Annotated in this window: 19 protein-coding genes; 5 read left to right on the top strand and 14 right to left on the bottom strand. The window is 65.5% G+C overall.

Going from position 1 to position 25,558, the window contains the following annotated elements:
• Genes FMZ75_RS13680 through pdhA form a run of 3 tightly spaced genes read right to left on the bottom strand, consistent with a single transcriptional unit; the run spans nt 1 to nt 3,180 of the window.
• Nucleotides 1-1,125 carry a dihydrolipoamide acetyltransferase family protein gene (locus FMZ75_RS13680; protein WP_166143523.1) on the bottom strand — a complete coding sequence of 375 codons (1,125 nt, stop codon included), beginning with the start codon at nt 1,123-1,125 and terminating at the stop codon, nt 1-3.
• Entirely contained in the window at nt 1,122-2,102 is a 981-nt protein-coding gene (locus tag FMZ75_RS13685; RefSeq protein WP_166143525.1) for an alpha-ketoacid dehydrogenase subunit beta, read from the bottom strand. Before FMZ75_RS13685 ends, FMZ75_RS13680 begins: the two co-directional genes overlap by 4 nt.
• Nucleotides 2,095-3,180 carry a pyruvate dehydrogenase (acetyl-transferring) E1 component subunit alpha gene (gene pdhA / locus FMZ75_RS13690; protein WP_166143527.1) on the bottom strand — a complete coding sequence of 362 codons (1,086 nt, stop codon included), beginning with the start codon at nt 3,178-3,180 and terminating at the stop codon, nt 2,095-2,097. The genes FMZ75_RS13685 and pdhA overlap by 8 nt, the downstream gene beginning before the upstream one ends.
• Nucleotides 3,181-3,330: 150 nt before the next feature.
• On the opposite strand from pdhA, the gene FMZ75_RS13695 reads away from it, so the two are divergent.
• The gene (locus tag FMZ75_RS13695) at nt 3,331-4,452 is read left to right on the top strand and encodes a Glu/Leu/Phe/Val dehydrogenase (protein WP_166143529.1); all 1,122 of its coding nucleotides are present in this window, start codon (nt 3,331-3,333) and stop codon (nt 4,450-4,452) included.
• A gap of 3 nt (nt 4,453-4,455) precedes the next feature.
• Here the strand turns inward: FMZ75_RS13695 and FMZ75_RS13700 are convergent, their stop codons facing one another.
• From FMZ75_RS13700 to putA, 8 genes are all read right to left on the bottom strand, one after another.
• Nucleotides 4,456-5,652: an acetyl-CoA C-acyltransferase gene (locus FMZ75_RS13700; protein WP_166143531.1), complete on the bottom strand. Its 1,197-nt coding sequence runs from the start codon at nt 5,650-5,652 to the stop codon at nt 4,456-4,458.
• Entirely contained in the window at nt 5,649-6,698 is a 1,050-nt protein-coding gene (locus tag FMZ75_RS13705; protein WP_108915269.1) for an enoyl-CoA hydratase/isomerase family protein, read from the bottom strand. The genes FMZ75_RS13700 and FMZ75_RS13705 overlap by 4 nt, the downstream gene beginning before the upstream one ends.
• Nucleotides 6,695-7,615, bottom strand: a complete 921-nt coding sequence (locus FMZ75_RS13710) for a hydroxymethylglutaryl-CoA lyase (protein WP_166143533.1) — start codon at nt 7,613-7,615, stop codon at nt 6,695-6,697. Before FMZ75_RS13710 ends, FMZ75_RS13705 begins: the two co-directional genes overlap by 4 nt.
• Nucleotides 7,612-9,597 (bottom strand): biotin carboxylase N-terminal domain-containing protein, encoded by a 1,986-nt coding sequence (locus tag FMZ75_RS13715; RefSeq protein WP_166143535.1) that lies wholly within the window; start codon nt 9,595-9,597, stop codon nt 7,612-7,614. Before FMZ75_RS13715 ends, FMZ75_RS13710 begins: the two co-directional genes overlap by 4 nt.
• Nucleotides 9,587-10,357, bottom strand: a complete 771-nt coding sequence (locus tag FMZ75_RS13720) for an enoyl-CoA hydratase-related protein (RefSeq protein ID WP_370464719.1) — start codon at nt 10,355-10,357, stop codon at nt 9,587-9,589. Before FMZ75_RS13720 ends, FMZ75_RS13715 begins: the two co-directional genes overlap by 11 nt.
• Before the next feature lie 44 nt (nt 10,358-10,401).
• The gene (locus FMZ75_RS13725; RefSeq protein WP_166143539.1) at nt 10,402-12,009 is read right to left on the bottom strand and encodes a carboxyl transferase domain-containing protein; all 1,608 of its coding nucleotides are present in this window, start codon (nt 12,007-12,009) and stop codon (nt 10,402-10,404) included.
• Between the two features lie 39 nt (nt 12,010-12,048).
• A complete protein-coding gene (locus tag FMZ75_RS13730; protein WP_166143541.1) occupies nt 12,049-13,218 on the bottom strand; it encodes an isovaleryl-CoA dehydrogenase in 1,170 nt (389 codons plus the stop codon).
• Between the two features lie 90 nt (nt 13,219-13,308).
• Entirely contained in the window at nt 13,309-16,377 is a 3,069-nt protein-coding gene (gene putA, locus FMZ75_RS13735) for a bifunctional proline dehydrogenase/L-glutamate gamma-semialdehyde dehydrogenase PutA (protein ID WP_166143543.1), read from the bottom strand.
• A gap of 240 nt (nt 16,378-16,617) precedes the next feature.
• Here putA and otsB point away from each other — a divergent pair, with 240 nt between their 5' ends.
• From otsB to otsA, 3 genes are read left to right on the top strand one after another with little or no spacing between them, the layout of a single operon-like run.
• The gene (otsB, locus tag FMZ75_RS13740; RefSeq protein WP_166143545.1) at nt 16,618-17,367 is read left to right on the top strand and encodes a trehalose-phosphatase; all 750 of its coding nucleotides are present in this window, start codon (nt 16,618-16,620) and stop codon (nt 17,365-17,367) included.
• A complete protein-coding gene (locus tag FMZ75_RS13745) occupies nt 17,364-19,184 on the top strand; it encodes a glycoside hydrolase family 15 protein (protein ID WP_166143547.1) in 1,821 nt (606 codons plus the stop codon). Before otsB ends, FMZ75_RS13745 begins: the two co-directional genes overlap by 4 nt.
• Nucleotides 19,181-20,569 carry an alpha,alpha-trehalose-phosphate synthase (UDP-forming) gene (otsA, locus tag FMZ75_RS13750; protein ID WP_166143549.1) on the top strand — a complete coding sequence of 463 codons (1,389 nt, stop codon included), beginning with the start codon at nt 19,181-19,183 and terminating at the stop codon, nt 20,567-20,569. The genes FMZ75_RS13745 and otsA overlap by 4 nt, the downstream gene beginning before the upstream one ends.
• Before the next feature lie 25 nt (nt 20,570-20,594).
• Here the strand turns inward: otsA and FMZ75_RS13755 are convergent, their stop codons facing one another.
• Both FMZ75_RS13755 and typA read right to left on the bottom strand, forming a co-directional pair.
• On the bottom strand, nt 20,595-21,098 hold the full coding sequence (locus tag FMZ75_RS13755) for a hypothetical protein (RefSeq protein WP_166143551.1): 504 nt from the start codon (nt 21,096-21,098) through the stop codon (nt 20,595-20,597).
• 198 nt (nt 21,099-21,296) lie between these two features.
• On the bottom strand, nt 21,297-23,117 hold the full coding sequence (gene typA, locus FMZ75_RS13760; protein WP_166143553.1) for a translational GTPase TypA: 1,821 nt from the start codon (nt 23,115-23,117) through the stop codon (nt 21,297-21,299).
• A 207-nt stretch (nt 23,118-23,324) separates the two neighbouring features.
• Between typA and FMZ75_RS13765 the strand changes: the two genes are divergently transcribed.
• Complete coding sequence (locus FMZ75_RS13765; RefSeq protein WP_166143555.1) at nt 23,325-24,098, top strand: Fic family protein; 774 nt, start codon at nt 23,325-23,327, stop codon at nt 24,096-24,098.
• 5 nt (nt 24,099-24,103) lie between these two features.
• On the opposite strand, the gene FMZ75_RS13770 is transcribed toward FMZ75_RS13765, so the two are convergent.
• Nucleotides 24,104-25,465, bottom strand: a complete 1,362-nt coding sequence (locus tag FMZ75_RS13770; RefSeq protein WP_246728970.1) for a TAXI family TRAP transporter solute-binding subunit — start codon at nt 25,463-25,465, stop codon at nt 24,104-24,106.
• Between the last annotated feature and the right edge of the window lie 93 nt (nt 25,466-25,558).

Here is a 25,558-nt window from a genome sequence, read left to right on the forward strand (position 1 = left end):
TCAGACGGGGCTCCCGAGATCGGCGATGACGGCGCCGAGGAAACGCGCCGCCTCGCCCCCGGTGACGACGCGATGGTCGAAAGTGAGGCTCAGCGGCAACATGCGCCGCGCGACGGGACGGCCCTCGTCATCGGCGACGATCGCGCGGCGAATGCGCCCCGCGCCCAGAATGGCGACGGTCGGCGGCAGCACGATGGGCGCGGCGTAGCGCCCCGCGATCATGCCGAAATTGGAGAGGGTGATGGTGGCGCCGCGCAATTCGTCCGGCGGAATGCGGCGCGAGTCGATGTCGGCGCGCATTTTGTTCAGCCCGGCGCGCAGATCGGAAGGATCGCGCTCGGCGACATTGCGCAGCACGGGCACGAACAGCCCGCCCTCGGCGGAATCGACGGCGATGCCGAGATCGACCTTGGCGAGCACGCGCCGCGCCAGCGCATGGGATTCGAACCAGGCGTTGAGCCCCGGCTCGACGCGGCAGCCCGCGACGAGCGCGCGAATGAGCCGCAATGTCGTATCTTCGCCCTGGGGCCAAGCCTCTATGTCGGCGTCGTCCACCACTGTCGCCGCCGCCACCTCGGCCTGCGCCTGCGCCATATTCTGCGCCATGGCGCGACGAAATCCGCGCAGAGGCTCGGCCGGCGCCGCCTCCGACAATATGCGCGCGACGCGCTGCACATCGGCCGCGGTGATGACCCCATCGGCGCCGGAGGGCGTCACCATCGCAAGATCGACATCGAGCCGTCGCGCCAGCGCGCGCACCGCCGGCGTCGCGCGCAGGCCGGCGCCATTGCGGCCGAGCGGCGCCGCGCCCTCTTGCAGCACGCGGCCGCTCGTCTCCATCGCGCCGACGACGGTTCCCTTGTCCTCTCGCGCCTGCTGCGGCGCTTCGCCGTCGCCGACGAAAGCGATGAGCGGCCCGCCGATGCGGATGATCTCGCCCGCCTGCGCGAACAGCTTTTCTATGCGTCCGGCTTGCGGCGACGGAATCTCGACCACCGCCTTGGCCGTCTCGACGGAGACGAGCGGCTGATCGACGGCGACATCCTCGCCCGGCGCGACATGCCATTGCACCAGCTCGGCCTCTTGCAGGCCCTCGCCGAGATCGGGAAGCTTGAAGACGCTCATTCCGCCTCCATCGTCTTGCGCACGGCGTCGGCGATGCGCGCGACGCTCGGCAAATATTGTCCCTCGAGCCGCGCCAGCGGCATGACGACGTCATAGCCGGTGACGCGCCGCACCGGCGCTTGCAGAAAATACAATCCGCGCTCGGCGATTATCGCCGCGATCTCGGCGCCGAAGCCGGCGGTGCGCGCGGCCTCCTGCACGATGACGCAACGGCCGGTCTTCTCGACCGAACGAAGAATCGTCTCGGCGTCGAGCGGCTTCAGCGTCGCGACGTCGACGACCTCGCAATCGACGCCCTCGCTCGCGAGACTCTCGGCGGCCGCGAGCGCCTCGTGCAACATGCCGCCCCAGGCGATCAGCGTGACGTCGCGTCCCTCGCGCGAGACGAAGCATGTGTCGAGCGGCAGGCTCTCGCCATCGTCGATCACCTCCTGCTTGAAGAGGCGATAGAGCCGCGTCGGCTCGAGGAAGACGACCGGATCGGGATCGCGTATCGCGGCGAGCAGCAATCCATAGGCGCGTGTGGGCGAAGACGGAATGACGACGCGCAAGCCCGGCGTATGCGCGAGCATGGCCTCGGGGCTTTCCGAGTGATGCTCGGGCGCATGAATGCCGGCGCCATTCGGCGCGCGCAAGACCATGGGGCAGGTGAGCCGCCCGCGCGTGCGATTGCGCAGGCGCGAGGCGTGATTGATGAGCTGATCCATCGCCGGATAGATGAAGCCGCTGAATTGAATCTCCATCACCGGCTTCAGCCCCATCGCCGCCATGCCGACGGCGACGCCCGCGATGGCCGCCTCGGCGAGCGGCGTATCGATGACGCGCGCCGAGCCGAAACGCTGTTGCAAGCCGAGCGTGGCGCGAAACACGCCGCCATTGACGCCTATGTCCTCGCCGAGCAGCAGCACGGCGGGGTCATGCTCGAGCTCATGCGCCAGCGCGCGATTGACCGCTTCGACGAGAGTGAGCTCAGCCATTGCCGCCTCCCTTCGGAGCGAAACGCCGCGCCTCCTCATATTGATCGCGCATCGACTCCGGCAGATGCGCGAAGAGATGATCGAACATCGCCGAGAATTCTTGCGGCGGCGTCGCCAGATAGGCGGCGACGGCGCGCTCCACTTCGTCTGCGCAATCCTTCGCGAGCGCCTTCTCCTGCTCCTCGCTCCACAATCCGCGCGCTGTGAGATATTTGCGCAGCCGTGCGATCGGCTCCTTCTCCGCCTCGCGCCGCACGATTTCGCCATCGCGATAGCGCGAGGCGTCATCGGCCGTCGTATGATCGCCGAGTCTGTAGCTGAGCGCCTCGATCAGCGTCGGCCCGCCGCCGTCGCGCGCCTTCTCTATCGCGGCGCGCGCGACATGACGCATGGCGATCACATCATTGCCGTCGACCTGACATCCCTCGACGCCGGCGGCGACCGCCTTTTGCGCGAGCGTCACCGTCGCCGATTCGCGCTCGCGCGGCGTCGAGATCGCCCATTGATTATTATTGATGACGACGACGAGCGGAACGCGCCAAACGCCGGCCATGTTCAAGGCGGAATAGAAATCGCCGGTCGAGGCGCCGCCGTCGCCGATGATCGTCACCGCGACGCGTTTCTCCTTGCGCAGTGCGAAGGCGTAGGCCGCGCCCGCCGCATGGGCGATCTGCGTGCCGACGGGAACGCAGATCGGAAAATCGCTGCGCGGAACAGCGTAATCGCTGCCGCGCTCGTCGCCGCCCCAATAGACGAGATTTTCCACCATGGTCATGCCGCGCAGCAATTGCGCGGCATGGTCACGATAAGATGGAGCGAGCACATCCTCGCTGCGCATGGCCGAGCCTATGCCGACGCCGATCGCCTCCTGCCCTAGAGCGGAAGCGAAAGTGCCGAGCTTGCCGGTGCGCTGCAGAGCTATGGCTTTGCCATCGTAAGTGCGCGTGCGCGTCATGGCGCGATAGAGTCCGAGCAGAAGCTCGGGGTCTATCGCTTCGCGCGGGGTCGCTGGGTCGAGCTCGCCCGCCGCGGAGAGGAAACGAAGAAAGTCGATCTGGAAGGAGACGCCAATGGTCATCGGCCTGCCTCGAGCTTCGTCGAAGTGAGGTAAGGCGCCGCGTCGCGCTTTTCATCGGCTCTAGGGAATTTTTTGGCCTCTACGGAATTTTTTGCCGCCGCGAGCCGCGCGCGCTTGAATGCGCCTCGCCTCGCGCCCAGTTTTTGGTCCATGTCCGCGTTGTTCAAATCTGACGCTTTCTCCTTCGTCGACGAATTCGGTCCGGCGAAAATCGTCTATGCCAGCACGCCCGGCGTCGGCCTCGAGGCGATCGTCGTGATCGACAATGTCGCCGCCGGCCCCGCGATCGGCGGCGTGCGCATGGCCCCGGACGTCGGCGTCGAGGAATGCTTCCGCCTCGCGCGCGCGATGACGCTGAAGAACGCCGCCTGCGGCCTGCGCCATGGCGGCGGAAAATCCGTCATTTTCGGCGATCCCGCAATGCCGCGCCAGGAGAAGGAGCAGCTCATTCGCGCCTTCGCGAAGGCGATCGAGCCCTTGACCGATTACATTCCGGGGCCCGACATGGGCACGAATGAAACCTGCATGGCCTATGTGCATGACGAGATCGGCCGCGCTGTCGGACTGCCCGCCGCGCTCGGCGGCATTCCGCTCGATGAAATCGGCGCGACCGGCTATGGCGTCGCCATAGCCGCGGAAGCCGCCGCGCCCTTCGCCGGGCTGACGCTCGCCGGCGCCCGCGTCGTCGTCGAAGGCTTCGGCGCCGTCGGGCGACATGCGGCGCGATTCCTTTCGCGCAAGGGCGCGATATTGGTCGGCGCCTCCGATAGCCGCGGCGCGATCTATGACGCCGCCGGTCTCGATATAGACGCATTGGCGCAACTGCGCAGAGAAGGCGCCAGCGTCGCCAGCCATGCGCGCGGCGAAGCGCTGGCGCCCGATGCGCTGCTCGCCGCGCCCTGCGATATATTCATCCCCGCCGCGCGGCCGGATGTGCTGCGCGCCGACAATGTCGGCCGGCTGCAATGCAAGCTCGTGGTGCAGGGCGCCAATATTCCGGCGACCGCAGAGGCGGAGCGTGAGATGTTCGAGCGCGGCATTGTCAGCGCGCCGGATTTCATCGCCAACGCCGGCGGCGTCATCTGCGCATCGGTCGAATATGCCGGCGGCGACGAGAAAGCCGCCTTCGCCGCCATAGACGAAAAAATCTCCCGCAACATGCAGGAGATCATCGCGCGCGCATCCCTCGGGCGCGTCTCGCTGCGCGACGCCGCCACTGCATTGGTCCAGGAGCGTCTGCGCGAGATGATGGCGACGCAGCGCTGGCGCTGAACGTCAATTCACGGCTTCTATCGCCAGCGCGATCGCCTCGCCGCCGCCTATGCACAGTGCGGCGACGCCGCGCCGCAGCCCATATTTGCGCAGCGCCGCCAGCAGCGTGACCACGATGCGCGCGCCCGAGGCGCCGATCGGATGGCCGAGCGCGCAGGCGCCGCCATGCACATTCACTTTCTCGCGCGGCAGGCCGAGCTCGCGCATGGCGGCCATCACGACAACAGCGAAAGCTTCGTTGATCTCGAAGAGATCGACGCTCGCGAGCGGCCAGCCGGCCCTCTCGGCGAGCTTGCGCATGGCGAGGATCGGCGCTGTCGGAAAAAGATTGGGCGGCCCGGCATGAGTCGCATGGGCGCGGATGATCGCGAGCGGCGTGAGGCCGGCGCGCTCGGCGCGGCTACGCCGCATCAGCACCAGTGCGGCGGCGCCGTCCGAAATGGCGCTAGAATTGGCGGCCGTCACCGTGCCGCCATCGCGAAACGCCGGCTTCAAATCGGCGATCGACTCGATCTTCGCCTTCGCCGGCAATTCATCGCGCGCGATCGTCGCCGTCGCGCGACCCTGCGTTTCGATCGGCGCCATCTCCCAATCGAAAGCGCCCTCGCGCGCCGCCTGCTGCGCGCGCGTCAGCGAGAGCATCGCATAATCGTCCTGCATCAGACGCGTGAATTGATGTGTCGTCGCGCAATCCTCGGCGAAATCGCCCATCGGCCGACCTTTGTCATAGGCGTCCTCGAGCCCGTCGAGAAACATATGATCGACGAGCTTTTTATGACCCATGCGATAGCCCTCGCGCACGCGCGCGAGAAGATAAGGCGCATTGCTCATGCTCTCCATGCCGCCGGCGACGATCGCGTGCGCGCTGCCGGCCAGCAATTGATCATGCGCGAGCGCGACCGCCTTCATGCCGGAGCCGCACATTTTGTTGATCGTCACGCAGCCCGCCGCCTCCGGCAGACCGGCGGCGAGCGACGCCTGACGCGCCGGCGCCTGGCCGAGGCCCGCCGAGAGCACGCAGCCCATCAGCACATCGTCGATCTGATCTGTCGGCGCATCGGCGCGCGCAACGGCCGCGCGAATAGCGGCAGCGCCGAGTTGCGGCGCCTCGAGGCTCTTCAATTCGCCGAGCATTGCGCCGATCGGCGTGCGCGCCGCGCCGATGACGACGACGGGATCCGTAATCTCGCTCGTCGTCATGTCCAGCTCCTAAACGCGAGCTCCGGCGCCGCGCCGCCGTCGAGCAGAGCCTTCACCGAAGCCTCGTCCACTTCCGCGAGCGTCGCCGGCGACCAATGCGGATCGCGGTCCTTGTCGATGACGGCGGCGCGTATTCCCTCGAAGAGATCATGCGTCGACAGCATATTGCAAGCGGTCCGAAACTCCTGGCGCAGACACGTCTCGAGAGAGGGAGCTTCGGCGGCGCGGCGCAGCAGCTGCAGCGTCGCTTTCAGCGCCGTCGGCGAGCGCTTCGAGATCGTCGCCGCCGCTTCGCGCGCGAAATCGGAACCCTCCATCTCCAGCGCGGCGATGATGCGCTCGACGTTCGAATGCGCCATCACGCGGCGCAGCAGCGCTTCGCGCCGCGACAGAGCGCCGAGGCCGCTCGATTTCGCAAAGCGCGCCAGCAGCGGCCGCGCCTCCTCGGCGTCGCCTATCTCGCGCAGGAGCGCGAGCAGCTCGGGCAGCGACGCCGAATCGACGAGCACGTCGGCGAGGCCGGCGAAAATCGCATCATGCGGACCGACCGTCTCACCCGACAGCGCCATGAAACGACCGACGCCGCCATTGCGCGTGAGCAGCCACGAGCCGCCGACATCGGGAATGAAGCCTATGCCTGTTTCCGGCATGGCGAGCCGTGTGCGCTCGGTCACGATACGCAAATTTCCATGCGCGGAAAGACCGACGCCGCCGCCCATGACGATTCCGTCCATCACCGCGACATAAGGCTTGGGAAAGGCGGCGATGCGCGCGTTCAGCTCATATTCTTCCCGCCAGAATGTCTGATAGAGGTTACGCTCGTCGCTGCGCAGCTCATAGAGCGCGCGTATGTCGCCGCCCGCGCAAAAGCCGCGTTGGCCTTCGCCTGTCGCCACCACTGCGACGATCTCGCGATCCGCGCCGAATGAATCGAGCGCGCGTCTGAACTCTCGGACCATGTCGAGCGTCAGGCTGTTGAGAGCCTTGGGCCGATTCAGCGCGATCGAGCCGACATTGCGCGTGCGCGCGACGAGAATATCATTCATCCGACGCCGTCCTTGCGCCGCTTTTCCAGCAGCGCGAGCGCGGCGCGGCTGCGAGTCGTCCGGCCGAGCCTTTCGCAAATGAAGACGCCGGCGTCGATGAGCGCGGCGAGATCGACGCCGGTCTCTATGCCGGAGCGCTCCAGCATATAGACGACATCCTCGGTTGCGACATTGCCGCTCGCGCCGGGCGCGAATGGACAGCCGCCGAGGCCTGCGACAGAAGAGTCGATGGTCGCGACGCCCATCTCGAGCGATGCGAAAATATTGGCGAGCGCCTGGCCGTAGCTGTCATGGAAATGCACGGCGATCTGCGACATTCGAATATCGCGGCCGACCTCTTCCAACAATCGGCGCGCCTGTAGCGGCGCGCCGACGCCGATCGTGTCGCCGAGCGAAATCTCATGGCAGCCGAGCGCACAGAGATCGCGCGCCAGCGTGGCGACGGCGCGCGGGGCGACATCGCCTTCATAAGGACAGCCGAGCGCGCAGGATATATAGCCGCGCACCTCGAGCCCGGCGCCATTCGCCGCTTCGACCACCGGCGCATAGCGCGAAAGGCTCTCGGCGATGGCGCAGCCGATATTCCGCTTCGAGAAGCTCTCGCTCGCGGCCACGAAAACGGCGACGCCGCGTACGCCGCAGGCGATGGCCTCCTCGAGCCCGCGCATATTAGGAACGAGAACGGACAAATGGACATGCGGCGGCGGCCGCAGCCGCGCGAGCACGGCTTTGGTTTCCGCCATTTGCGGAACGCGACGCGCCGAGACGAAGCTCCCGGCCTCTATATTGCGAAGCCCCGCGGCGGCGAGCTTCTCGATCAAAGCGACCTTGGCCTCCACGGAAACGATCGCGCTTTCGTTTTGCAGCCCATCACGCGGGCCGACCTCGACGATGCGCACGCGCTTTGGAATGGTCATGTCGCTTTCCCTTCGGCGAAGACGACCAGCGCTTCGCCCTGCTTCACCATGTCGCCGACCGCCGGACGAATTAAGGATATGCGCCCGTCGCGCGGCGCGGACAATGATATCTCCATCTTCATCGCCTCGAGCGTCAGCAACTGGGCGCCCTTCTTCACGCTTTCGCCGACGCCCACATAGAGACCGGTGACGCGCCCCGGCAGCGGAGCCGTGAGCTCCGCGTCGGCTTCACTCTGCGCGCGCGGCGGCGCGAGCGGATCGACGACCGACAGCTCGAAATTTCGTCCATCCGATATGACGACGAAGCCTTGCCTGCGTTCGATGATGGAGAGCTTTCGCTCGACACCGTCGACGCGCAGGCTCATGCGGCGCTGGTTCGTCTCATATTCGACGAGGACATGCGATTTCGGCGTCTCGAGCCGAAAGGCGCCCGGCGCCAGCGGCGCGAGCGCGACTGCAATGTCGCGATCGCCGAGACGAAAGCAGAGCTTCTGCCGCGCCGCGCCATTGAGGCGCCAGCCGTCGGTCGCATCCCATGGCGTCGTATCGCCAGATTCTGCGCGAAGAGCGGCGAGCCAGGCCGCGGCCCCTGCGGAAACGACGATGGTCTCGGCTTCTTCATCCAAGGCCTCTTCTCCCGCGAGGATCAGATCGAGGTGGCGCGGCAGAAATTGCGTATCGATGCGCGCCGCTCCATAGGCTTCACTGTCGAGAATCGCGCGCAGCAGGAGCAGATTGGTGCTCACGCCGACGATCTCGCAGGCGCGCAAGGCCGCGAGCAGACCCCTGCGCGCGGCGTTGCGGTCCGGTCCCTGCGCGACGATTTTGGCGAGCAGCGGATCGTAGAAGGGTGTGACGACGTCGCCCTCGCGCACGCCCGTCTCCACACGAATCGAAATGGTTTCGCGCGGCGTGCGCCAGTGATCGAGCCGACCGACGGAGGGAAGAAAATCCTGCGCCGGCGCTTCCGCATAGAGTCGCGCTTCGATCGCATGTCCCTGAAGCGCAATCTTCTCCTGCGTCGCCGGCAGAGGCTCGCCGGCTGCCACCCGCAATTGCCATTCGACGAGATCGATTCCCGAAATCATTTCGGTTATCGGATGCTCGACTTGCAGCCGCGTATTCATCTCGAGAAAATAGAAGCTCTCGCCCATGACGAGGAACTCGATCGTCCCTGCGCCGATGTAAGCGACGGCGCGGCCGGCGGCGAGGGCGGCCTCGCGCAGCGCAGACCGCAGCTCGGTCGAGAGCCCCGGTGCGGGCGTCTCCTCTATGATCTTCTGGTGACGGCGCTGGATCGAGCAGTCGCGCTCCGGGAACGCCACGAGGCCGCCATGCGCATCGCCGAAGATTTGCACTTCGACATGACGCGCCTCGAGCGCCTTTTCGATCAGCAAGGAGTCGTCGCCGAATGCGGAAGCCGCCTCGCGTCGCGCGCTCTCTATCGCCCCGCGCAGTTCGCTCGCCGTGGCGACGAGCCGCATCGCTTTGCCGCCGCCGCCGGCCGAGGCTTTGACGAGAACAGGATAGCCGATGCGCGCCGCCGCCTCGACGAGACTGGCCGTGTCCTGCGAGTCATGAAAGCCGGGGATGATCGGCACGCCGGCGCGCTCCATCGTCAAGCGCGCCTGCGCCTTGGAGCCCATGAGGCGTATGGCTAGAGGCGTCGGCCCGATGAAGACGAGGCCGGCCTCGATGCAGCGCTCGGCGAATTGCGCATTTTCCGACAGAAAGCCATAGCCGGGGTGCACGGCCTCGACGCCCGCAGATTGCGCGACAGCGAGGATTTTCTCGATCGAGAGATAGCTCTCGCGCGCAGGCGCGGCCCCCAGCGGATAGGCTTCATCCGCGCGCGCCACATGAAGCATATGCCGGTCGACGTCCGAATAGACGGCCGTCGTCGAAACGCCCAAGCGTTCGGCGGTGGCGATGATCCGGCAGGCGATTTCGCCGCGATTGGCGATGAGGATTTTACGAAACATCGTCGACGTTCCGATCTCTTCGCCAAGAGGGCGGGCGCTTCTCCAGAAAGGCCGCGAGGCCTTCCTGTCCTTCGGGAGACGCGCGCCGGGCGGCGATTCGTTTCGCGGTGGCGCGCATCAGCGCGTCATCGATCGCGACATCGCCGAACAATGCGGTCGAAGCCTTCGCCTCCGCTTGGGCGCCCGGCGCGCCCAGCAATAGTGCTTCCGTTATTCGTGCGACGCGCGCATCGATCTCCTCGATCGGCGCGATCTCGTGAACGAGACCGAGCGCGCGCGCATGAGCGGCAGGGATCGTCTCTGCGGTGAGGAAATAGCGCCGCGCCTGGCGCGCGCCGATCGCGCGCTGAACATAAGGGCCAATGACCGAGGGCGTGAGGCCGATCCGCACCTCGCTCAGGCAAAAGCTCGCGGTATCGGCGGCCAAAGCGATATCGCAGCAGGCGACGAGCCCAACGCCGCCGCCATAGGCGGCGCCATGGACGCGGGCGATCGTCGGCTTGGGCAGAGAGTCGAGCGTGTGCATCGCGCGCGCCAGCAGAAGCGCGTCGTCTTCATTGGCCTGTGACGTGTCTTCGGCGACGCGCTTCATCCATTCTAGGTCGCCGCCCGCGCAAAAGGCCGCGCCTGCGCCAGCGAGCACGAGCAAGCGCGTCTCGGCGTCATGCGCGGCTTGCTCCAGAGCGGCGACGAGCTGCGTCGTCATCGTGTAATCGAGAGCGTTGCGGCGTTCCGGTCGCGCGAGCGTCAGAGTCGCCACGCCGCGGGAATCGAGTGATGAAGCGATAAAGGACATGCCGGGCCTCACATGCGAAACAGGCCGAAACGCGTCGCTTCGAGAGGCGCATTGGACGCCGCTGCGAGACAGAGCGCGAGCACGCGGCGCGTGTCGAGCGGGTCGATGACGCCATCGTCCCAAAGACGCGCGCTCGCATAATAGGGATGGCCTTGTCGCTCGTATTGTTCGCGGATATGCGCTCGGTAAGCGTCATGCTCCGACTGTGGCCAGTCGAGCCCTTTGGCGGCGTAGCTGTCGCTGCGCACGCGCGTCAGCACTTCCGCGGCTTGTTCTCCGCCCATGACGGAGATGCGCGCATTGGGCCAGCTCCACAGAAAGCGAGGACTATAGGCGCGGCCGCACATTGCGTAATTTCCGGCGCCGAAGCTGCCGCCGACGATGATCGTGAATTTCGGCACGGCTGCGGTCGCCACCGCCGTGACCAGCTTTGCGCCGTCTTTGGCGATGCCGCGCGCTTCGTAATCGCGGCCGACCATGAAGCCGGTGACGTTTTGCAAGAATAGCAGCGGAATGCCGCGTTGCGCGCAGAGCTCGATGAAATGCGCGCCTTTGAGCGCGCTCTCGCCGAACAGCACGCCATTATTGGCGAGCACGCCGATGCGATAGCCGCAAATATGCGCGAAGCCGGCGACGAGCGTTTCGCCATAGAGCTTCTTGAATTCGTCGAATTCGCTGGCGTCGACCAGCCGTGCGATGAGCTCGCGCGCGTCATATTGCCGGCGACGATCCGCGGGAACGAGTCCATAGATTTCCGTGGCGTCATAAATCGGTTCGCGCGGCGCGTCGCGCTGGAGCGACGACTGCGGCGGCGCGCCGAGATCGGCGACGATCATTCGCGCGAGGCCGAGCGCATGGGCGTCGCTTTCCGCATAATGATCGGCGACGCCGGATTGGCGCGTATGGACGCGGGCGCCGCCGAGATCTTCGGCGCTGACGATTTCGCCCGTCGCCGCGCGCACCAGATGCGGCCCGGCGAGGAAGATGGCTCCGGTGTCGCGCACGATGATCGTCTCGTCGGACATGGCGGGCACATAGGCGCCGCCGGCGGTGCAGGAGCCCATGACGATGGCGATTTGCGCGATGCCGGACGCCGACATTTGCGCTTGATTATAGAAGATGCGGCCGAAATGCTCGCGATCGGGAAACACTTCGTCCTGGCGTGGGAGATTGGCGCCGCCCGAATCGACGAGATAGAGGCAGGGAAGCCGGTTCTGCGCGGCGATCTCCTGAGCGCGCAGGTGCTTTTTCACGGTCAGCGGAAAATAGGCGCCGCCCTTCACCGTCGCGTCATTGGCGACGATCATGCAGGCGCGCGCGCGAATGCGTCCGACGCCCGCGACGACGCCCGCGCATGGCGCCTCTCCATCATAGAGATCATAGGCGGCGAATTGGCCGATCTCAAGAAAGGGCGACATCGGATCGACGAGCGCGTCTATGCGCTCGCGCGCCGTCATCTTGCCACGGGCGACATGCTTTTCGCGCGCCGTCGCGCCGCCGCCCTCGGCGATGCGCGCGGCCTCGGCGCCCAAATCCGCGACGAGGCCGCGCATCGCCTGCGCATTGGCCGCGAATTCCGCGGAGCTCGTGTCCAATCGTGTTTCTAAAACGGGCATTGGCAATTCTCTCGTCGCGACGAAGGCCGCCGCGAAGCCTCACGCAGTCTCGCTGAAGAGCTCACGACCGATCAACATGCGACGGATTTCGCTGGTGCCGGCGCCGATCTCATAGAGCTTGGCGTCGCGTAGCAGCCGGCCAGTGGGATAGTCGTTGATATAGCCATTGCCGCCGAGACATTGAATGGCTTCCAGCGCCATGCGCGTCGCGCTTTCGGCGGCGAAAAGAATGGCGCCGGCGGCGTCCTTGCGGGTGGTGCGCCCGCGGTCGCAGGCGCGCGCGACGGCGTAGACATAGGCGCGCGCGGCGTTGAGCGTCGTATACATATCGGCGAGCTTGGCCTGCATGATCTGGAATTCGCCGATCGGTTGGCCGAACTGCTTGCGGTCGTGCACATAGGGGACAACGATGTCGAGGCAGGCGCGCATGATGCCGATGGGGCCGCCGGCGAGCACGGCGCGCTCGTAATCGAGCCCGCTCATCAGCACATTCACGCCGCGCTCGGGCAGGCCGAGGACATTTTCTTCCGGCGCCTCGCAATCGGAGAACAGCAATTCGCAGGTATTGGAGCCGCGCATTCCGAGCTTGTCGAGCTTTTGCGTGCGTTCGAATCCCTTGAAGCCTTTTTCGATGATGAAAGCCGTTATGCCATGCGCGCCGGCGCCAGGGTCGGTCTTGCCATAGACGATCACGACATCGGCGTTGGGACCATTCGTCACCCACATCTTGTCGCCGTTCAGCACATAGCGATCGCCGCGCTTTTCGGCGCGCATCGACATATTCACGACATCCGAGCCGGCGCCGGGCTCGGACATTGCGAGGGCGCCGATGTGCTCGCCGGAGACGAGTTTCGGCAAATAGCGGCGCTTCTGCTCGCTCGTTCCATTGCGGCGCAGCTGATTGACGCAAAGATTGGAATGTGCGCCATAGGAGAGGCCGACGGAAGCGGAAGCGCGGCTCAGCTCCTCCATTATGACGACATGCTCGAGATAGCCGAGGCCGGCTCCGCCATAGTCCTCCTCGACGGTTACGCCGAGCAGGCCGAGGGCGCCCATTTTGCGCCAGAGATCGGAAGGGAAATCATTCTCGCGATCGATCGTCGCGGCGCGCGGCGCGATTTCTCGCGCTGCGAAAGATTCGACCTGGTCGCGCAACATATCGGCGGTTTCGCCGAGCGCGAAATCGAGCGAAGGAATCCAGTGACGCATCGGTCCCGAGCCTCCGGACGCGATAGGGGCGTATATTTGGCGCCGGCGCGCGGTTTCAAGACCGAGAACGCTGGCGAGTGTCGCCTTGCGTCACTCCTTCATCGCCAGCAGCCGCGCGTCGCCGCCGAAGGAGGCGGTGTTGACGCTCACGGTCTCTTCACGCAGGAAGCGGCGCAGATAGTCGGAGCCTCCGGCCTTGGGCCCGGTGCCGCTCATGCGGGATCCGCCGAAAGGCTGGCTGCCCACGACGGCGCCGATCATATTGCGATTGACGTAGAGATTGCCGGCGGGCGTCGCCTCGGCGAGCGCACGAATGCGCGTCTCTATGCGCGTATGCAGGCCCATTGTGAGGCCGAATCCATTGGCCGCAATGTCTTCGACCAGCGTTAAAAAATCCTCGTCTTTTTGCGCGCGCCATGTCGCGACATGGAGAATGGGGCCGAAAATCTCCTCGCGGAGATCGCTGGCGCGATCGAGCCTCACAATATGCGGCGCGACGAAGCTGCCGCTCTCGGGCGCCGCGCCGGCATAGAACACGCGCCCCTCCGCACGGCGCTGCGCGAGATAGGCGCAGAGCCGCGCTTTCGCCGTGTCGTCGATGACCGGCCCGATGTGTGTCGATGGATCGCGTGGATCGCCGACGCGAAGCTCTCTCGTCGCGCCGATCAGCATAGCGAGCGCATCCTGCGCTATATCCTCTTGGAGGCAGAGAAGCCGCAGCGCCGAGCAGCGTTGACCGGCGGAGCGGAAGGCGGAAGCGATGACGTCGTCGACGACTTGCTCGAGCAGAGCCGTCGAATCGACGATCATGGCGTTGACGCCGCCGGTCTCGGCGATGAATGGAACGATTGGCCCAGTCGACGCTGCGAGCGCTCGATGAATGGATTGCGCGGCTGCGGTCGAGCCGGTGAAGACGACGCCGGCGACATTGGCGTCGCCGATGAGCGCGGCTCCGAGCGCGCCATCGCCGGGGAGACAATGAAGCGCTTCGTGCGGAACGCCGGCTTCGTGCAGAAGCGCGACAGCTTCGCTCGCGATGAGCGGCGTTTGCTCGGCTGGCTTGGCGACTGCGGCATTGCCGGCGACGAGCGCCGCAACGATCTGGCCGATAAAAATCGCCAGCGGAAAATTCCACGGCGAGATGCAGACGAAAACGCCGCGCCCACGCCGGCGCAGGCGATTGTCTTCGCCGGTGGGGCCGGGGAGGGCCTTCTCCTCGCAGAGGCGACGGGCCTGTCCCGCATAGTAGCGGCAGAGATCGGCGGATTCGCGCACTTCCGCGAGCGCGTCGTCGAGCGTCTTGCCGCCTTCGTCCTGCAGCAGCGCGATGAAGAGTCCGCGTCGCGCCTCGATGAAATCGGCGGCGCGCTCGATAATGTCGGCGCGCGCTTCGACGGGCGTCGCTTCCCATGCGGGAAAGGCGCGAGCGGCGGCAGCCATGGCGTCGCGCGCGGTCTGCGCATCTGCTTCGACGACGGAGCCGATGAGCGCGGCGTCGATCGGCGATCGCAAATCACGCGGAGCGACGCCGCTTTTTCCATATGACGGCGCCGCTACGCGCAGCCGGTTGTGCTCGGCGTCGCGCTCCGCCAGCAGAGCGTCGCACGCTCGACGATCGCCGAATTCGACGCCTTTGGAATTTGCGCGCAGCGGCCGATAGAGATCGGAGGGGAGCGGCAGACGAGAATGACGAGCGCGCATAGCGTCGCCGATGATCGCGCGCGGCGGCGCGAGCAATTCGCTCTGCGGCGTCGCGGCGTCGGCGGCGCGCGCGACAAAGGAGGAATTGGCGCCGTTCTCGATGAGGCGTCGCACGAGATAGGCGAGCAGATCGCGATGCGGGCCGACCGGCGCGTAAACGCGGCAGCGTGCGCGCTTCTCTTCGTCGAGCAGCGCCGCGTAGAGCTCCGCGCCCATTCCATGCAGGCGCTGGAATTCATAGGTCGACGGATCGCGGGCGCTCTCGACGATCGTCGCGATGGTCAGCGCATTATGCGTCGCGAATTGTGGAAAAATGCGCGGCGCTGCGAGCAGGCGGTCGGCGCAGGCGGCGTAGTTCAGATCGGTCATCGCCTTGCGCGTGAACACCGGATAGTCTGCGAGCCCGCGTTCTTGCGCGCGTTTGATCTCCGTGTCCCAATAGGCGCCTTTGACGAGGCGGATCATGAAGCGCCTGTCATGCGCCTCCGCCAGCGCTTCGATATGATCGATCACGGCGGCGGCGCGTTTTTGATAGGCTTGGACGGCGAGGCCGAAGCCGTCCCAGCCGGCGAGCGAGGGGTCGGCGACGACGGCGTCTATCACGTCGAGCGACAGCTCGAGACGTTCGGCCTCCTCTGCGTCGATCGTGAAGGCGAGATCGTGAATCTTGGCGAGGCGCGCGAGCTCGAGCAGACGGGGCGTGAGCTCGCGCAGCACGCGCTCCTGCGACAATGGCTCGAAGCGCGGATGCAGAGCAGAGAGCTTGACCGAGACGCCGGGCCGGTCGGGAAGAGGGCGCGCGCCGGCCTTCGCGCCTATGGCTGTGATCGCCGAAGCATAGGACTGGAAATAGCGCTCGGCGTCCGCGGCGCTGCGCGCGCCTTCCCCGAGCATGTCGAACGAGTAGCGCCAGCGCGAGTCGGCGGATGCGTTGGCGAGCGCCTCCTCGATCGTCTCGCCGAGAACGAAATGATCGCCCATCAGTCGCATGGCCTGTCGGGCGGCGCTGCGCAGCGCCGGCGCGCCGAGCCGCCGGGCCGCTTGCGCGACGAGGCTGCGCGGCGTCTCATCCGCAGCGAAAATCTTCGTCGAGACGCCGAGCGCGAAGGCGGTCGCCTGCACGAGCAGCGCGTCGGAGACGGGCGCGTGACGATCGAATGCGCCGGCGGCGAGCTTGTCGGCGATGAGACGATCGAGAGTCGAATCGTCGGGCACGCGCAGCAGCGATTCGGCGAGCGCCATCAGCGCCACGCCCTCGCGGGTCGACAGCGAATATTCTTGCATCAGCCGCTCGATATGGCCGATTCCCTCGGGCGCGCGCACGGCCGCGAGCAGGCGCTGCGCCAGTTTGTCGGCGCGCGCGCTATGCTCGAGATCGAAAGGCGCGGACAGGAGCGCCGCCGCGATCTCCTCATCGGCGGGAAACCAAGGCGCACAAAACGGCTTCAGTCGCGGCATCTGGCTCCGTCCCGACACATGTCCAGCGGCCCGGCTCGCGAAAAGGAGGCGCGAGCGTCGCCGTTACATCGCTGTGGCAGCGTCATTGAAAACGTCGAAGTCGTCCATAGTTGTTTCACAAGCGAGGGCGGGAACGAACGCGAGAGCGCGAATCGGCGCGAACGTCGCTGTTCCCTCACATCCGAAATGTGCATGACGGGTCGCCGCGGCAAGATGCGGCCGGAGGGAGACGCTCGATCGATGTTGCCCAAAGTCGATGATATCGGCCGTTTCGCGCTGTTTCTCGATCTCGACGGCACGGTCGCCGAAATCGCCGAGCGACCGGAGGCCGTGCGAGTCGAAGCGTCGACCATCGCGCTTCTCGGCGCATTGCGGCGCGCCGCCGGCGACGCTCTCGCTGTGGTCTCAGGCCGCGACATCGCCGTCATCGACGCTCTGCTCAGCCCGCTTCGGCTCCCGGTGGCCGGCGTGCATGGATTGCAACGCCGCGACGCAGCGGGGCGCCTGCATCGGAGCGGCGACGTATGCGCCGATCTCGAGCGGGTCATTCGCGCGATAGAAGCGGATGTCGTCGACGACGCCGGCGTCATCGTCGAGCGCAAGACCGGCGCGGTCGCTCTCCACTATCGCCTTCGCCCGGAACTGGAGGCGAGATGCCGCGCCATTGCGGAGCGCGCCGTGCGCGATCATCCCGAGCTCGAGGTCCTGCCTGGAAAGAAAGTTTTCGAGATTCGCTCGCAGGGCGGCGACAAAGGCGACGTGATCGAGGCATTTCTGAAGGAAGAGCCGTTTCGCGGACGCGTGCCGATCTTCGCCGGCGACGACGTGACGGATGAGGTCGGCTTCGGCGTCGTCAATGCGCGCGGCGGCATCTCCATCAAAGTGGGGAGAAGCGCCACTCTGGCGCATTATAGAGCGGCGGATCTGCACGAATTGCATCGCTGGCTCGCCGAGCTCGCGCGCGTAGCGGAAGCGGAGCGGGCGCGATGAGCGATGCGCAGCAGCAGCAGCAGGAGCGCAAGGTCAGCGATCTAGAGCTCGGCGTCGTCGGCAATTGCTCCTTCGCCGCGCTGATCGATCGCGACGCCAGCGTCGTGTGGTGCTGCCTGCCGCGCTTCGACGGCGATCCCGTGTTCCACAGCCTGCTCGGCTCGCCACCCGACATGGAGGATGGCGGCTTCTTCGCGATAGATCTCGAGGATCGGGTTCACAGCGAGCAGGATTATTGCGGCAACACGGCGGTGCTCGAGACGGTGCTGCATGGTAAGCAGGGCTCGGTGCGCGTCACCGATTTTGCGCCGCGCTTCTTCTGGCGCGATCGTCTCTATCATCCCAACATGCTGATCCGCCGGCTCACGCCGGTCTCCGGCACGCCGCGCATTCGTATTCGGCTGCGGCCGCGCTACGATTATGGCGCGGCTCTTCCCGGCCTCACCTTCGGCTCGCATCACATTCGCTATGTCGGCCCGCATTCGGTTCTGCGGCTCACCACCAATGCGCCGCTCGATTATGTGCGCGAGGAGACGCTGTTCAATCTGAGCAGCCCTGTCGATCTCCTGCTCGGCCCGGACGAGACCTTGCACGAGGGCATCGCGCATACGGCGCGCAATTTCGAGGAGCGCACGCGCGACTATTGGCGCCGCTGGGTGCATCGGCTGGCGATTCCGTTCGAATGGCAGAGCGCGGTGCTGCGCGCCGCGATCACGCTGAAGCTCTGCACCTATGAAGGAACCGGCGCCATCGTCGCCGCGCTGACGACGAGCATTCCCGAGGCGCCGGGCACGCAGCGCAATTGGGATTATCGCTATTGCTGGGTGCGCGACGCCTACTTCGTCGTGCGCGCGCTCAATCGCATGGCGGCGATGCGCAAGATGGAGAATTATTTCGATTGGCTGATGAATATCGTCGCTTCGGCGGCCGGCTCGCATATTCAGCCGGTCTATGGGCTCGGCCTCGAATCGGAGCTCACCGAGCGCATCATTCCCAATCTGCCCGGCTATCGCGGCATGGGGCCAGTGCGCGTCGGCAATCAGGCGTATCAGCATTTTCAGCACGATTCTTATGGCAATGTGATCCTCGGCGTCGCGCAGGCCTTTCTCGATCGGCGCCTGATGTCGCCGCCGACGCGCATGGATTTCCTGCGGCTCGAGGATATGGGCCGGCAGGCGCTCGCCTGCTACGACAAGCCCGACGCCGGCATGTGGGAGCTGCGCTCGCGCGCGCGCATTCACACGACGTCGAGTCTCATGTGCTGGGCGGCGGCCGATCGCCTCGCGCGCATCGCCGATTACATTGGCGAGCCGGAGCGCGCTCGCGATTGGCGGCAGGAGGCCGAACGCATCAAGCAGGTGATTCTCGAGCGGGCCTGGTCGCAAAAGCGTCAGGCCTTCGTCGAATCGCTCGACGGCGAGTATCTCGACGCCGGCGTTTTGCTGATGACCGAGGTCGGCTTCATCGATCCCAATGATCCGCGCATGGTTTCGACGCTCGAGCAGATCGAATCGGCGCTCGGTCGCGGCGCGCATATGATGCGCTATGAGGCGGCCGATGATTTCGGCGAGCCGACGACCGCCTTCACCACCTGCTCCTTCTGGCGCATCGACGCGCTCGCGCGCATGGGGCGCCGCGAGGAGGCGCGCGACTATTTCGAGGCGCTGCTCGCGCAACGCAACCGGCTCGGCATGATGTCCGAGGACATAGACGTCAAAACCGGCGAAGCCTGGGGAAACTATCCGCAGACCTATTCCATGGTCGGCGTCATCAACTGCGCCATGAGGCTGTCGCGTTCTTGGGAGAAAGCCATATGAAACGCCTCGTCGTCGTCTCCAATCGCGTCGCCGAGCCCGGCTGCAGTCATGCCGCCGGCGGGCTCGCCGTATGCATTCTCGACGCGCTGCGCAAGCGCGGCGGCGTATGGTTCGGCTGGAATGGCGAAATCGTGCCGGACGACGCCGAGATCGACGTATCGCGCGTCAAATTCGACGAGCTGACGCTCGCCACAATGCCGCTCACCGAGCGCGACTATCGCGATTATTATCTCGGCTTCGCCAATGCGGCGCTATGGCCCGTGCATCATTACCGGCTCGATCTCGCGCGCTTCACGCAAGAGGCGATCGACGGCTATCGCCGGGTCAACGATCGCTTCGCGGAAAAGCTCGCGCCCATGCTGAAGGGCAATGATCTCGTCTGGGTGCACGATTATCATTTCATCCCGCTCGGCGCCGCTCTGCGCGAGCGCGGCGTCGCCAATCGCATCGGTTTCTTTCTGCATATTCCGTTTCCGCCGCCGGATGTGCTCTGCGCCATGCCGGAGCACGAATGGCTGATGAGCGCGCTGGTCGAATATGATCTCGTGGGCTTTCAGACGAAGACCGATCAAGCGAATTTCTTGCGCTTCATGTGCGACTTCATGCAGGGCGAGATGCTGACGCCCGATCTCGTGCGCGTCGGCGGCAAGACGGTGACGGCGTCTGTCTTTCCTGTCGGCATAGATGTCGATTCTTTTGCCGCTATGGCCGAGAGCCCGAGCGCGGCGAAGCGCATCGAGCGCCTGCATCGCGCCGGCGAGCCGCGCATAAATGTCATCGGCGTCGATCGGCTCGACTACACCAAGGGCCTTCCGGATCGGCTGCGTTCCTTCAAGCGCCTGCTCGAAATCTATCCGCAGAATTGCAAGGCGGTGACGCTGATGCAGATCGCGCCGCCGACGCGCGAGGATGTGCAGGCCTATGCCGACATACGTCACGAGCTGGAGGCCTTGTCGGGCGAGATCAACGGGCAGTTCGGCGATTTCGACTGGACGCCGGTGCGCTATCTGCATCGTCGCGTCGATCGCGACACGCTGGCGGCGCTCTATCGCGGTTCACAAGTGGGGCTGGTGACGCCTCTGCGCGACGGCATGAATCTCGTCGCCAAGGAATATGTCGTCGCGCAGGATGCGGAGAATCCGGGCGTGCTGGTGCTGTCGCGCTTCGCCGGCGCGGCGGAGGAGCTGCAAGAGGCGCTGATCGTCAATCCTTACGACGCGGACGAGGTCGCCAATGCGATGCAAAAGGCGATCGTGATGCCGCTCGGCGAACGCAAGGAGCGCCATGCGGCGCTGCTCGCGCGCGTGCGCAAGCATGATTCTTATAATTGGATGGATGGATTTTTGCGCGCGCTCAGCGCCTGCCGGCTGCCGCTCGCGGCGTGAGGAGGCATACGAAGACGATTTGATTCTAATCCTTTGCGGCTTGTCGCTGAGCGGCGCCCTTGAAAATATCGCATTTGGCGAATTGCTCGAGCACCTGATTCACGACCACCGGATACGCTGGACCTGATACGATCGCGCAGGTATCGGGCGCAAAGCTCTTATTGTTTTGCCCGGAGTCCACAATGTATAGTTTTTCCGACGTGCAGGCCGCCAAATTGTCGCGCTCGTCCGACATCTGCTTGGAGCATTCGTCCGCCTGCTTTGGGTGGGGCTTGCGTATCGATGAAACGATGACGTAAGCGCTTTCGCCACAGAAATCGAAAAGCGAGAGTCCGTTTTTGCATGAGTAATCGATCAAGGGCGTCCGAAACCCGTACATTGTTCCTGCGACGGCGCTCACGGTCCCGAACAAAATACCTACTTCTTTAAAAAGCTTACCGAACTCGCCGATAAGAATTCGCCCTTTTGTGACTTTTTCCGTGACCTTGGCGATCGGAGTGACCGGGCCGTCGGGGTCGAGTTCCGTCATATTGCGTTCTCCAAATTCGAAAATCGAAAAATTTCCGCAAAGTCCTCCTCGCTAAGCCGAAGAGAACATTTTCTCTATGGTAGTAGCATAAAATAGAGTTGCTCAGCGAGCAAGGCGCCGACAATGAAATAGCGGCGTCGCTTTGCCGGCTCAGGCGCTTCCCGAGCGCCTAAGGCGCTCGGGAAGGCGTTCCGTGCTTTATGCTACCGCAGCCGATTTGCCGCGCGCGCGCTTGCGCTCATTGGGATCGAGATAGGTCTTGCGCAGGCGGATCGACTTGGGCGTGATCTCCACCAGTTCGTCGTCCTCGATATAGGCCAGCGCCTTCTCCAGCGTCATCTTGATCGGCGGGGTGAGGCGCACGGCCTCGTCCTTGCCGGCGGCGCGGATATTGGTCAGCTGCTTGCCCTTGAGGACGTTGATCTCGAGGTCGTTGTCGCGCGTATGCTCGCCGACGATCATGCCGCGATAGACCTTCCAGCCCGGCTCGATCATCATCGGGCCGCGATCCTCGAGCTTCCACATGGCGTAGGCCACGGCCTCGCCCTGCTCGTTGGAGATCAGCACGCCATTGCGGCGGCCGGCGATCTCGCCCTTATAGGCCGCATATTCGTGGAACAGGCGGTTCATGATCGCCGTGCCGCGCGTGTCGGTGAGAAGCTCGCCCTGATAGCCGATGAGGCCGCGCGTCGGCGCGTGGAAGACGAGACGCAGGCGATTGCCGCCGGAGGGGCGCATCTCGATCATCTCGGCCTTGCGCTCGGACATTTTCTGCACGACGACGCCGGAATGCTCCTCGTCGACGTCGATCACGACCTCCTCGATCGGCTCCAATATCTCGCCGGCCTCGTCCTTCTGGAACACGACCTTGGGGCGGGAGACGCCGAGCTCGAAGCCCTCGCGGCGCATGGTCTCGATCAGAATGGCGAGCTGCAATTCGCCGCGGCCGGAGACGATGAAGCTCTCGCCGCCGGGCGAATCCTCGACGCGGAGCGCCACATTGCCCTCGGCCTCCTTGAACAGGCGGGCGCGGATCATGCGGCTCGTGACCTTGTCGCCCTCGGTGCCGGCGAGCGGCGAGTCGTTGACGAGGAAAGTCATGGAGAGGGTCGGCGGGTCGATCGGCTGGGCCTGCAGCGGCTCATTGACCTCGAGCGCGCAGAGCGTGTCGGCGACGTTATATTTCTCGAGGCCGGCGATGGCGACGATATCGCCCGCCTCCGCCTCGTCGATCGGCTGGCGCTCGATGCCGCGGAAGGCGAGAATCTTGGAGACGCGGCCCTGCTCGACGACCTTGCCGGAGCGGTCCAGCACCTTCACCGCCTGATTGGGCTTGACGCTGCCGGCGAAGACGCGGCCGGTGATGATGCGGCCGAGATAGGGATTCGCCTCGAGCAGCGTGCCGAGCATTCGGAAGCCGCCCTCTTCGATCTTGGGCTCCGGCACATGCTCGATGACGAGATCGAACAGCGGGGCCATGCCGTCCTGCGGGCCGGTCGGCTCCTCCGCCATCCAGCCCTGCTTGGCGGAGCCGTAGATGATCGGGAAATCGAGCTGCTCGTCGGTGGCGTCCAGCGCGGCGAAGAGGTCGAACACCTCATTCACCACCTCGCTGATGCGGGCGTCGGGCTTGTCGACCTTGTTGATGGCCACGATCGGTTTGAGGCCGATCTTCAGCGCCTTGCCGACGACGAATTTGGTCTGCGGCATCGGGCCTTCGGCCGCGTCCACCAGCACGATGGCGCCGTCCACCATGGAGAGGATGCGCTCCACCTCGCCGCCGAAATCGGCGTGGCCGGGGGTGTCGACGATATTGATGCGCGTGTCCTTCCAGGCGATCGAGGTCGCCTTGGCCATGATGGTGATGCCGCGCTCTTTCTCGAGGTCGTTGCTGTCCATCACCCGCTCGGCGACGCGCTGGTTCTCGCGGAAGGCGCCCGATTGCCGGAGCAGCTGGTCGACGAGCGTCGTCTTGCCGTGGTCGACGTGGGCGATGATGGCGATGTTGCGCAGCTTCATGGGATTATGGCCGATCGGTTCGCGGGCGAAGCGCGGCCCGGCGCTCCTTTCGGGCGCGAGGCGGACCGCGGCTTTTTGCAGTGCGGCATCTCATACAGGAGCGCGACGCGAATGGGAAGCGTGGCGGCAGGGGGACGGAACCGCGCCAGACCGGTTCGGGCTTTCGTGAAACATGACGTGATTTCAATTATCTGATATGAGATTCGCATGGCTGGCGATCTCTTTGACAGCATTGCGAGAAAAAAGGCCCGGCTCGATCGGCTGCGTCCGTTGCGGGCCGATGCGGTCGCTCAGCTCCAAAAGCACTATGACGTCGAGCTCACCTACTCGTCCAACGCCATAGAGGGAAACACGCTGACGCTGCGAGAGACCGCCGAGGTCGTCGAGCATGGCGTCACCGTCGGCGGCAAGTCGCTTCGCGAGCATCTCGAGGCGGTCGACCATTACGACGCCCTGCTCTGGATGCGTGAGCTGGCGGCGCAGAGCGGTCTCGTCGGCGAGGATACGGTGTGCGAGCTGCATCGGCGGATCGTGGCGCGAAGCCAGCCGGGCATCGCCGGAATCTACAGCCGCAATCCTCGCCGTATCGCCGGCTCGGCCGTGACTTTTCCCAATCCGGCGAAGATTCCGCAATTGATGGAGCAGTTCGGCGCATGGCTGCTGTCGGCCGCCGCCGCCGAGCCGCTCACGGCCTTCGAGGCGCATTTCCGGCTGACCGCGATTCATCCCTTCGCGGACGGCAATGGCCGAACGGCGCGACTGCTGATGAATCTGCTGCTCATCCGCGGCGGCTTTCCTCCGGTCTCGGTGCGGCCGGAGGATCGCAAAACCTATCTGGACAGCCTCGAGCGCGCCTCGCTCGCCGACGACGCCATTCCCTATCGGACGTTCATGTGCGAGCGGCTCGATGCGACTTTGGCCGAATATATCGGCGTGCTGGAGGAGGCGCTTCCGCCGGAAGGCGATCCTCCCGAGGGCTGACGCGCCTATTCCGCCGCCGGAATCTTCCGCAGCGCCGGAAAGGCGGCGACCTCCCCCTTTGCGGTCTCCCCCTTCGCCTCGCACAGCGCGCGGCGGCGATCCTGTATGGCGAGACGGGCCTGATCCAGCGCCAGCGAGACCACATGCAGCGAGGTTCCGTCCATATGGCGCAGGCGGAGATCGGCGACGGAGCAGACCAGCGCCTGATCCAGCTCGCGCTCATAATCGTCGAGCTCGGCGAAATCCTGCGCCGCGCGGGCGGCGGGCAGGATTTCCAGCAGGCGCTCGATCAGCCGTTCGGAATGCTCGTGCGTCTTTGTCCGCACGCGGCTGGCGAGCGCCGCCGCGGCCGAGCCGACGAGCGAGGCCAGCATCGCGCCGAGATAGAAGAAGTCGCTGTATTTGTCGAAGAATCCGCGTTCCTCGCCGTCGATGAAATCGATCACGCCCTGATGCGCCGGCACGACCGAATCCTTGTCGGTGGCGGGCGCCTCCATATTATTGGCGAGCGGCGCGAGAGCGGCGATGGCCGAGCGGCTGGTGAGAAAGGCGCGCGTCGCCTCGCCGGCGACGCTTCCCTGGAGCGACGGCCGCGCCACCAGCAGCACGGCGACGCTGGTGGTCTCCAGCGCCTGGTCCGGCCGGGGCGGATCGCCGCCGAAGGCGCCATGGACGATCTCGGTCGGCTCGAGCGTCGGATAGCGCTTGGCGATCGCCTTCGCCTCCGCCACCGCGAGAAAGACCGGCGGCTTGCCCTTGGCTCCGCTCGCGGCGATCTTGCGGATGATGTCGCTGGCCGGACCGATCTGCGGAATTGCGACCAGAAAGACGGCGTCGATTTTTTGCGCTCGGAGCGCCGCCTCGACCTCCGCCGGCTGTAGCGTGACTGTCGCAAATCCCTGCTCGGAAATGTCATATTGAGCCAGGATTGTCTCGAGCAGCCGGACATTGCCGCGCGCGCCGGCGATCTCCTGGACGACGCCGATCGTCTTGCCGCGCAGATCGGCGACGCGCTTGATCTTGGAGCCGCCCGGCGCGACCAGCACGGCGGCGTTGCGATGGAGCACGACGATCGCCTGCGCCGAGGGCGGCAGCGCATCGCTGCGCGCCACCGCCAGCTCGGCCGCGCCTTGCTCCAGCGCGGTCGCGGCGGCGGCGGCATCGGCGACCGGCGTGACCTTCAGCCGCACCGGCTCGTGCTGATGGGAGAAAGTCTGCGCCGCCGCGGTCAGCAGGCGGAAATCCTGCGTCCCTTGAACGACGGCGACGCGTAGCTCCGCCGGGCGGTTGTAGAGATGGAGCGCAGTCGCCACCCCGCCGACGAGGGCGAGGCAGACGATCAGCGCCGCGAGAATGGTTCGCAGCATGGGATCAGCCTCGGTTGCGAAGCCGAATTTCCTCATATAGTGCGACCGTTTCTCGAGTTCTTGAAGGCGAAGTCGTGGAGGCTAGAGCATTTC

Origin of the sequence: Methylosinus sp. RM1 (assembly GCF_011378635.1) — a bacterium.
Lineage (GTDB): Bacteria > Pseudomonadota > Alphaproteobacteria > Rhizobiales > Beijerinckiaceae > Methylosinus > Methylosinus sporium.

Coding starts and splice junctions, on each gene's coding strand:
- FMZ75_RS13765 (WP_166143555.1), top strand. CDS start 23,325: ATGGCTGGCGATCTCTTTGACAGCATTGCGAGAAAAAAGGCCCGGCTC.
- FMZ75_RS13770 (WP_246728970.1), bottom strand. CDS start 25,465: ATGCTGCGAACCATTCTCGCGGCGCTGATCGTCTGCCTCGCCCTCGTC.
- putA (WP_166143543.1), bottom strand. CDS start 16,377: ATGCCGCGACTGAAGCCGTTTTGTGCGCCTTGGTTTCCCGCCGATGAG.
- FMZ75_RS13730 (WP_166143541.1), bottom strand. CDS start 13,218: ATGCGTCACTGGATTCCTTCGCTCGATTTCGCGCTCGGCGAAACCGCC.
- FMZ75_RS13680 (WP_166143523.1), bottom strand. CDS start 1,125: ATGAGCGTCTTCAAGCTTCCCGATCTCGGCGAGGGCCTGCAAGAGGCC.
- FMZ75_RS13745 (WP_166143547.1), top strand. CDS start 17,364: ATGAGCGATGCGCAGCAGCAGCAGCAGGAGCGCAAGGTCAGCGATCTA.
- FMZ75_RS13700 (WP_166143531.1), bottom strand. CDS start 5,652: ATGACGACGAGCGAGATTACGGATCCCGTCGTCGTCATCGGCGCGGCG.
- FMZ75_RS13755 (WP_166143551.1), bottom strand. CDS start 21,098: ATGACGGAACTCGACCCCGACGGCCCGGTCACTCCGATCGCCAAGGTC.
- FMZ75_RS13695 (WP_166143529.1), top strand. CDS start 3,331: ATGTCCGCGTTGTTCAAATCTGACGCTTTCTCCTTCGTCGACGAATTC.
- FMZ75_RS13715 (WP_166143535.1), bottom strand. CDS start 9,597: ATGTTTCGTAAAATCCTCATCGCCAATCGCGGCGAAATCGCCTGCCGG.
- otsB (WP_166143545.1), top strand. CDS start 16,618: ATGTTGCCCAAAGTCGATGATATCGGCCGTTTCGCGCTGTTTCTCGAT.
- FMZ75_RS13710 (WP_166143533.1), bottom strand. CDS start 7,615: ATGACCATTCCAAAGCGCGTGCGCATCGTCGAGGTCGGCCCGCGTGAT.
- pdhA (WP_166143527.1), bottom strand. CDS start 3,180: ATGACCATTGGCGTCTCCTTCCAGATCGACTTTCTTCGTTTCCTCTCC.
- FMZ75_RS13705 (WP_108915269.1), bottom strand. CDS start 6,698: ATGAATGATATTCTCGTCGCGCGCACGCGCAATGTCGGCTCGATCGCG.
- typA (WP_166143553.1), bottom strand. CDS start 23,117: ATGAAGCTGCGCAACATCGCCATCATCGCCCACGTCGACCACGGCAAG.
- FMZ75_RS13685 (WP_166143525.1), bottom strand. CDS start 2,102: ATGGCTGAGCTCACTCTCGTCGAAGCGGTCAATCGCGCGCTGGCGCAT.
- otsA (WP_166143549.1), top strand. CDS start 19,181: ATGAAACGCCTCGTCGTCGTCTCCAATCGCGTCGCCGAGCCCGGCTGC.
- FMZ75_RS13725 (WP_166143539.1), bottom strand. CDS start 12,009: ATGCCCGTTTTAGAAACACGATTGGACACGAGCTCCGCGGAATTCGCG.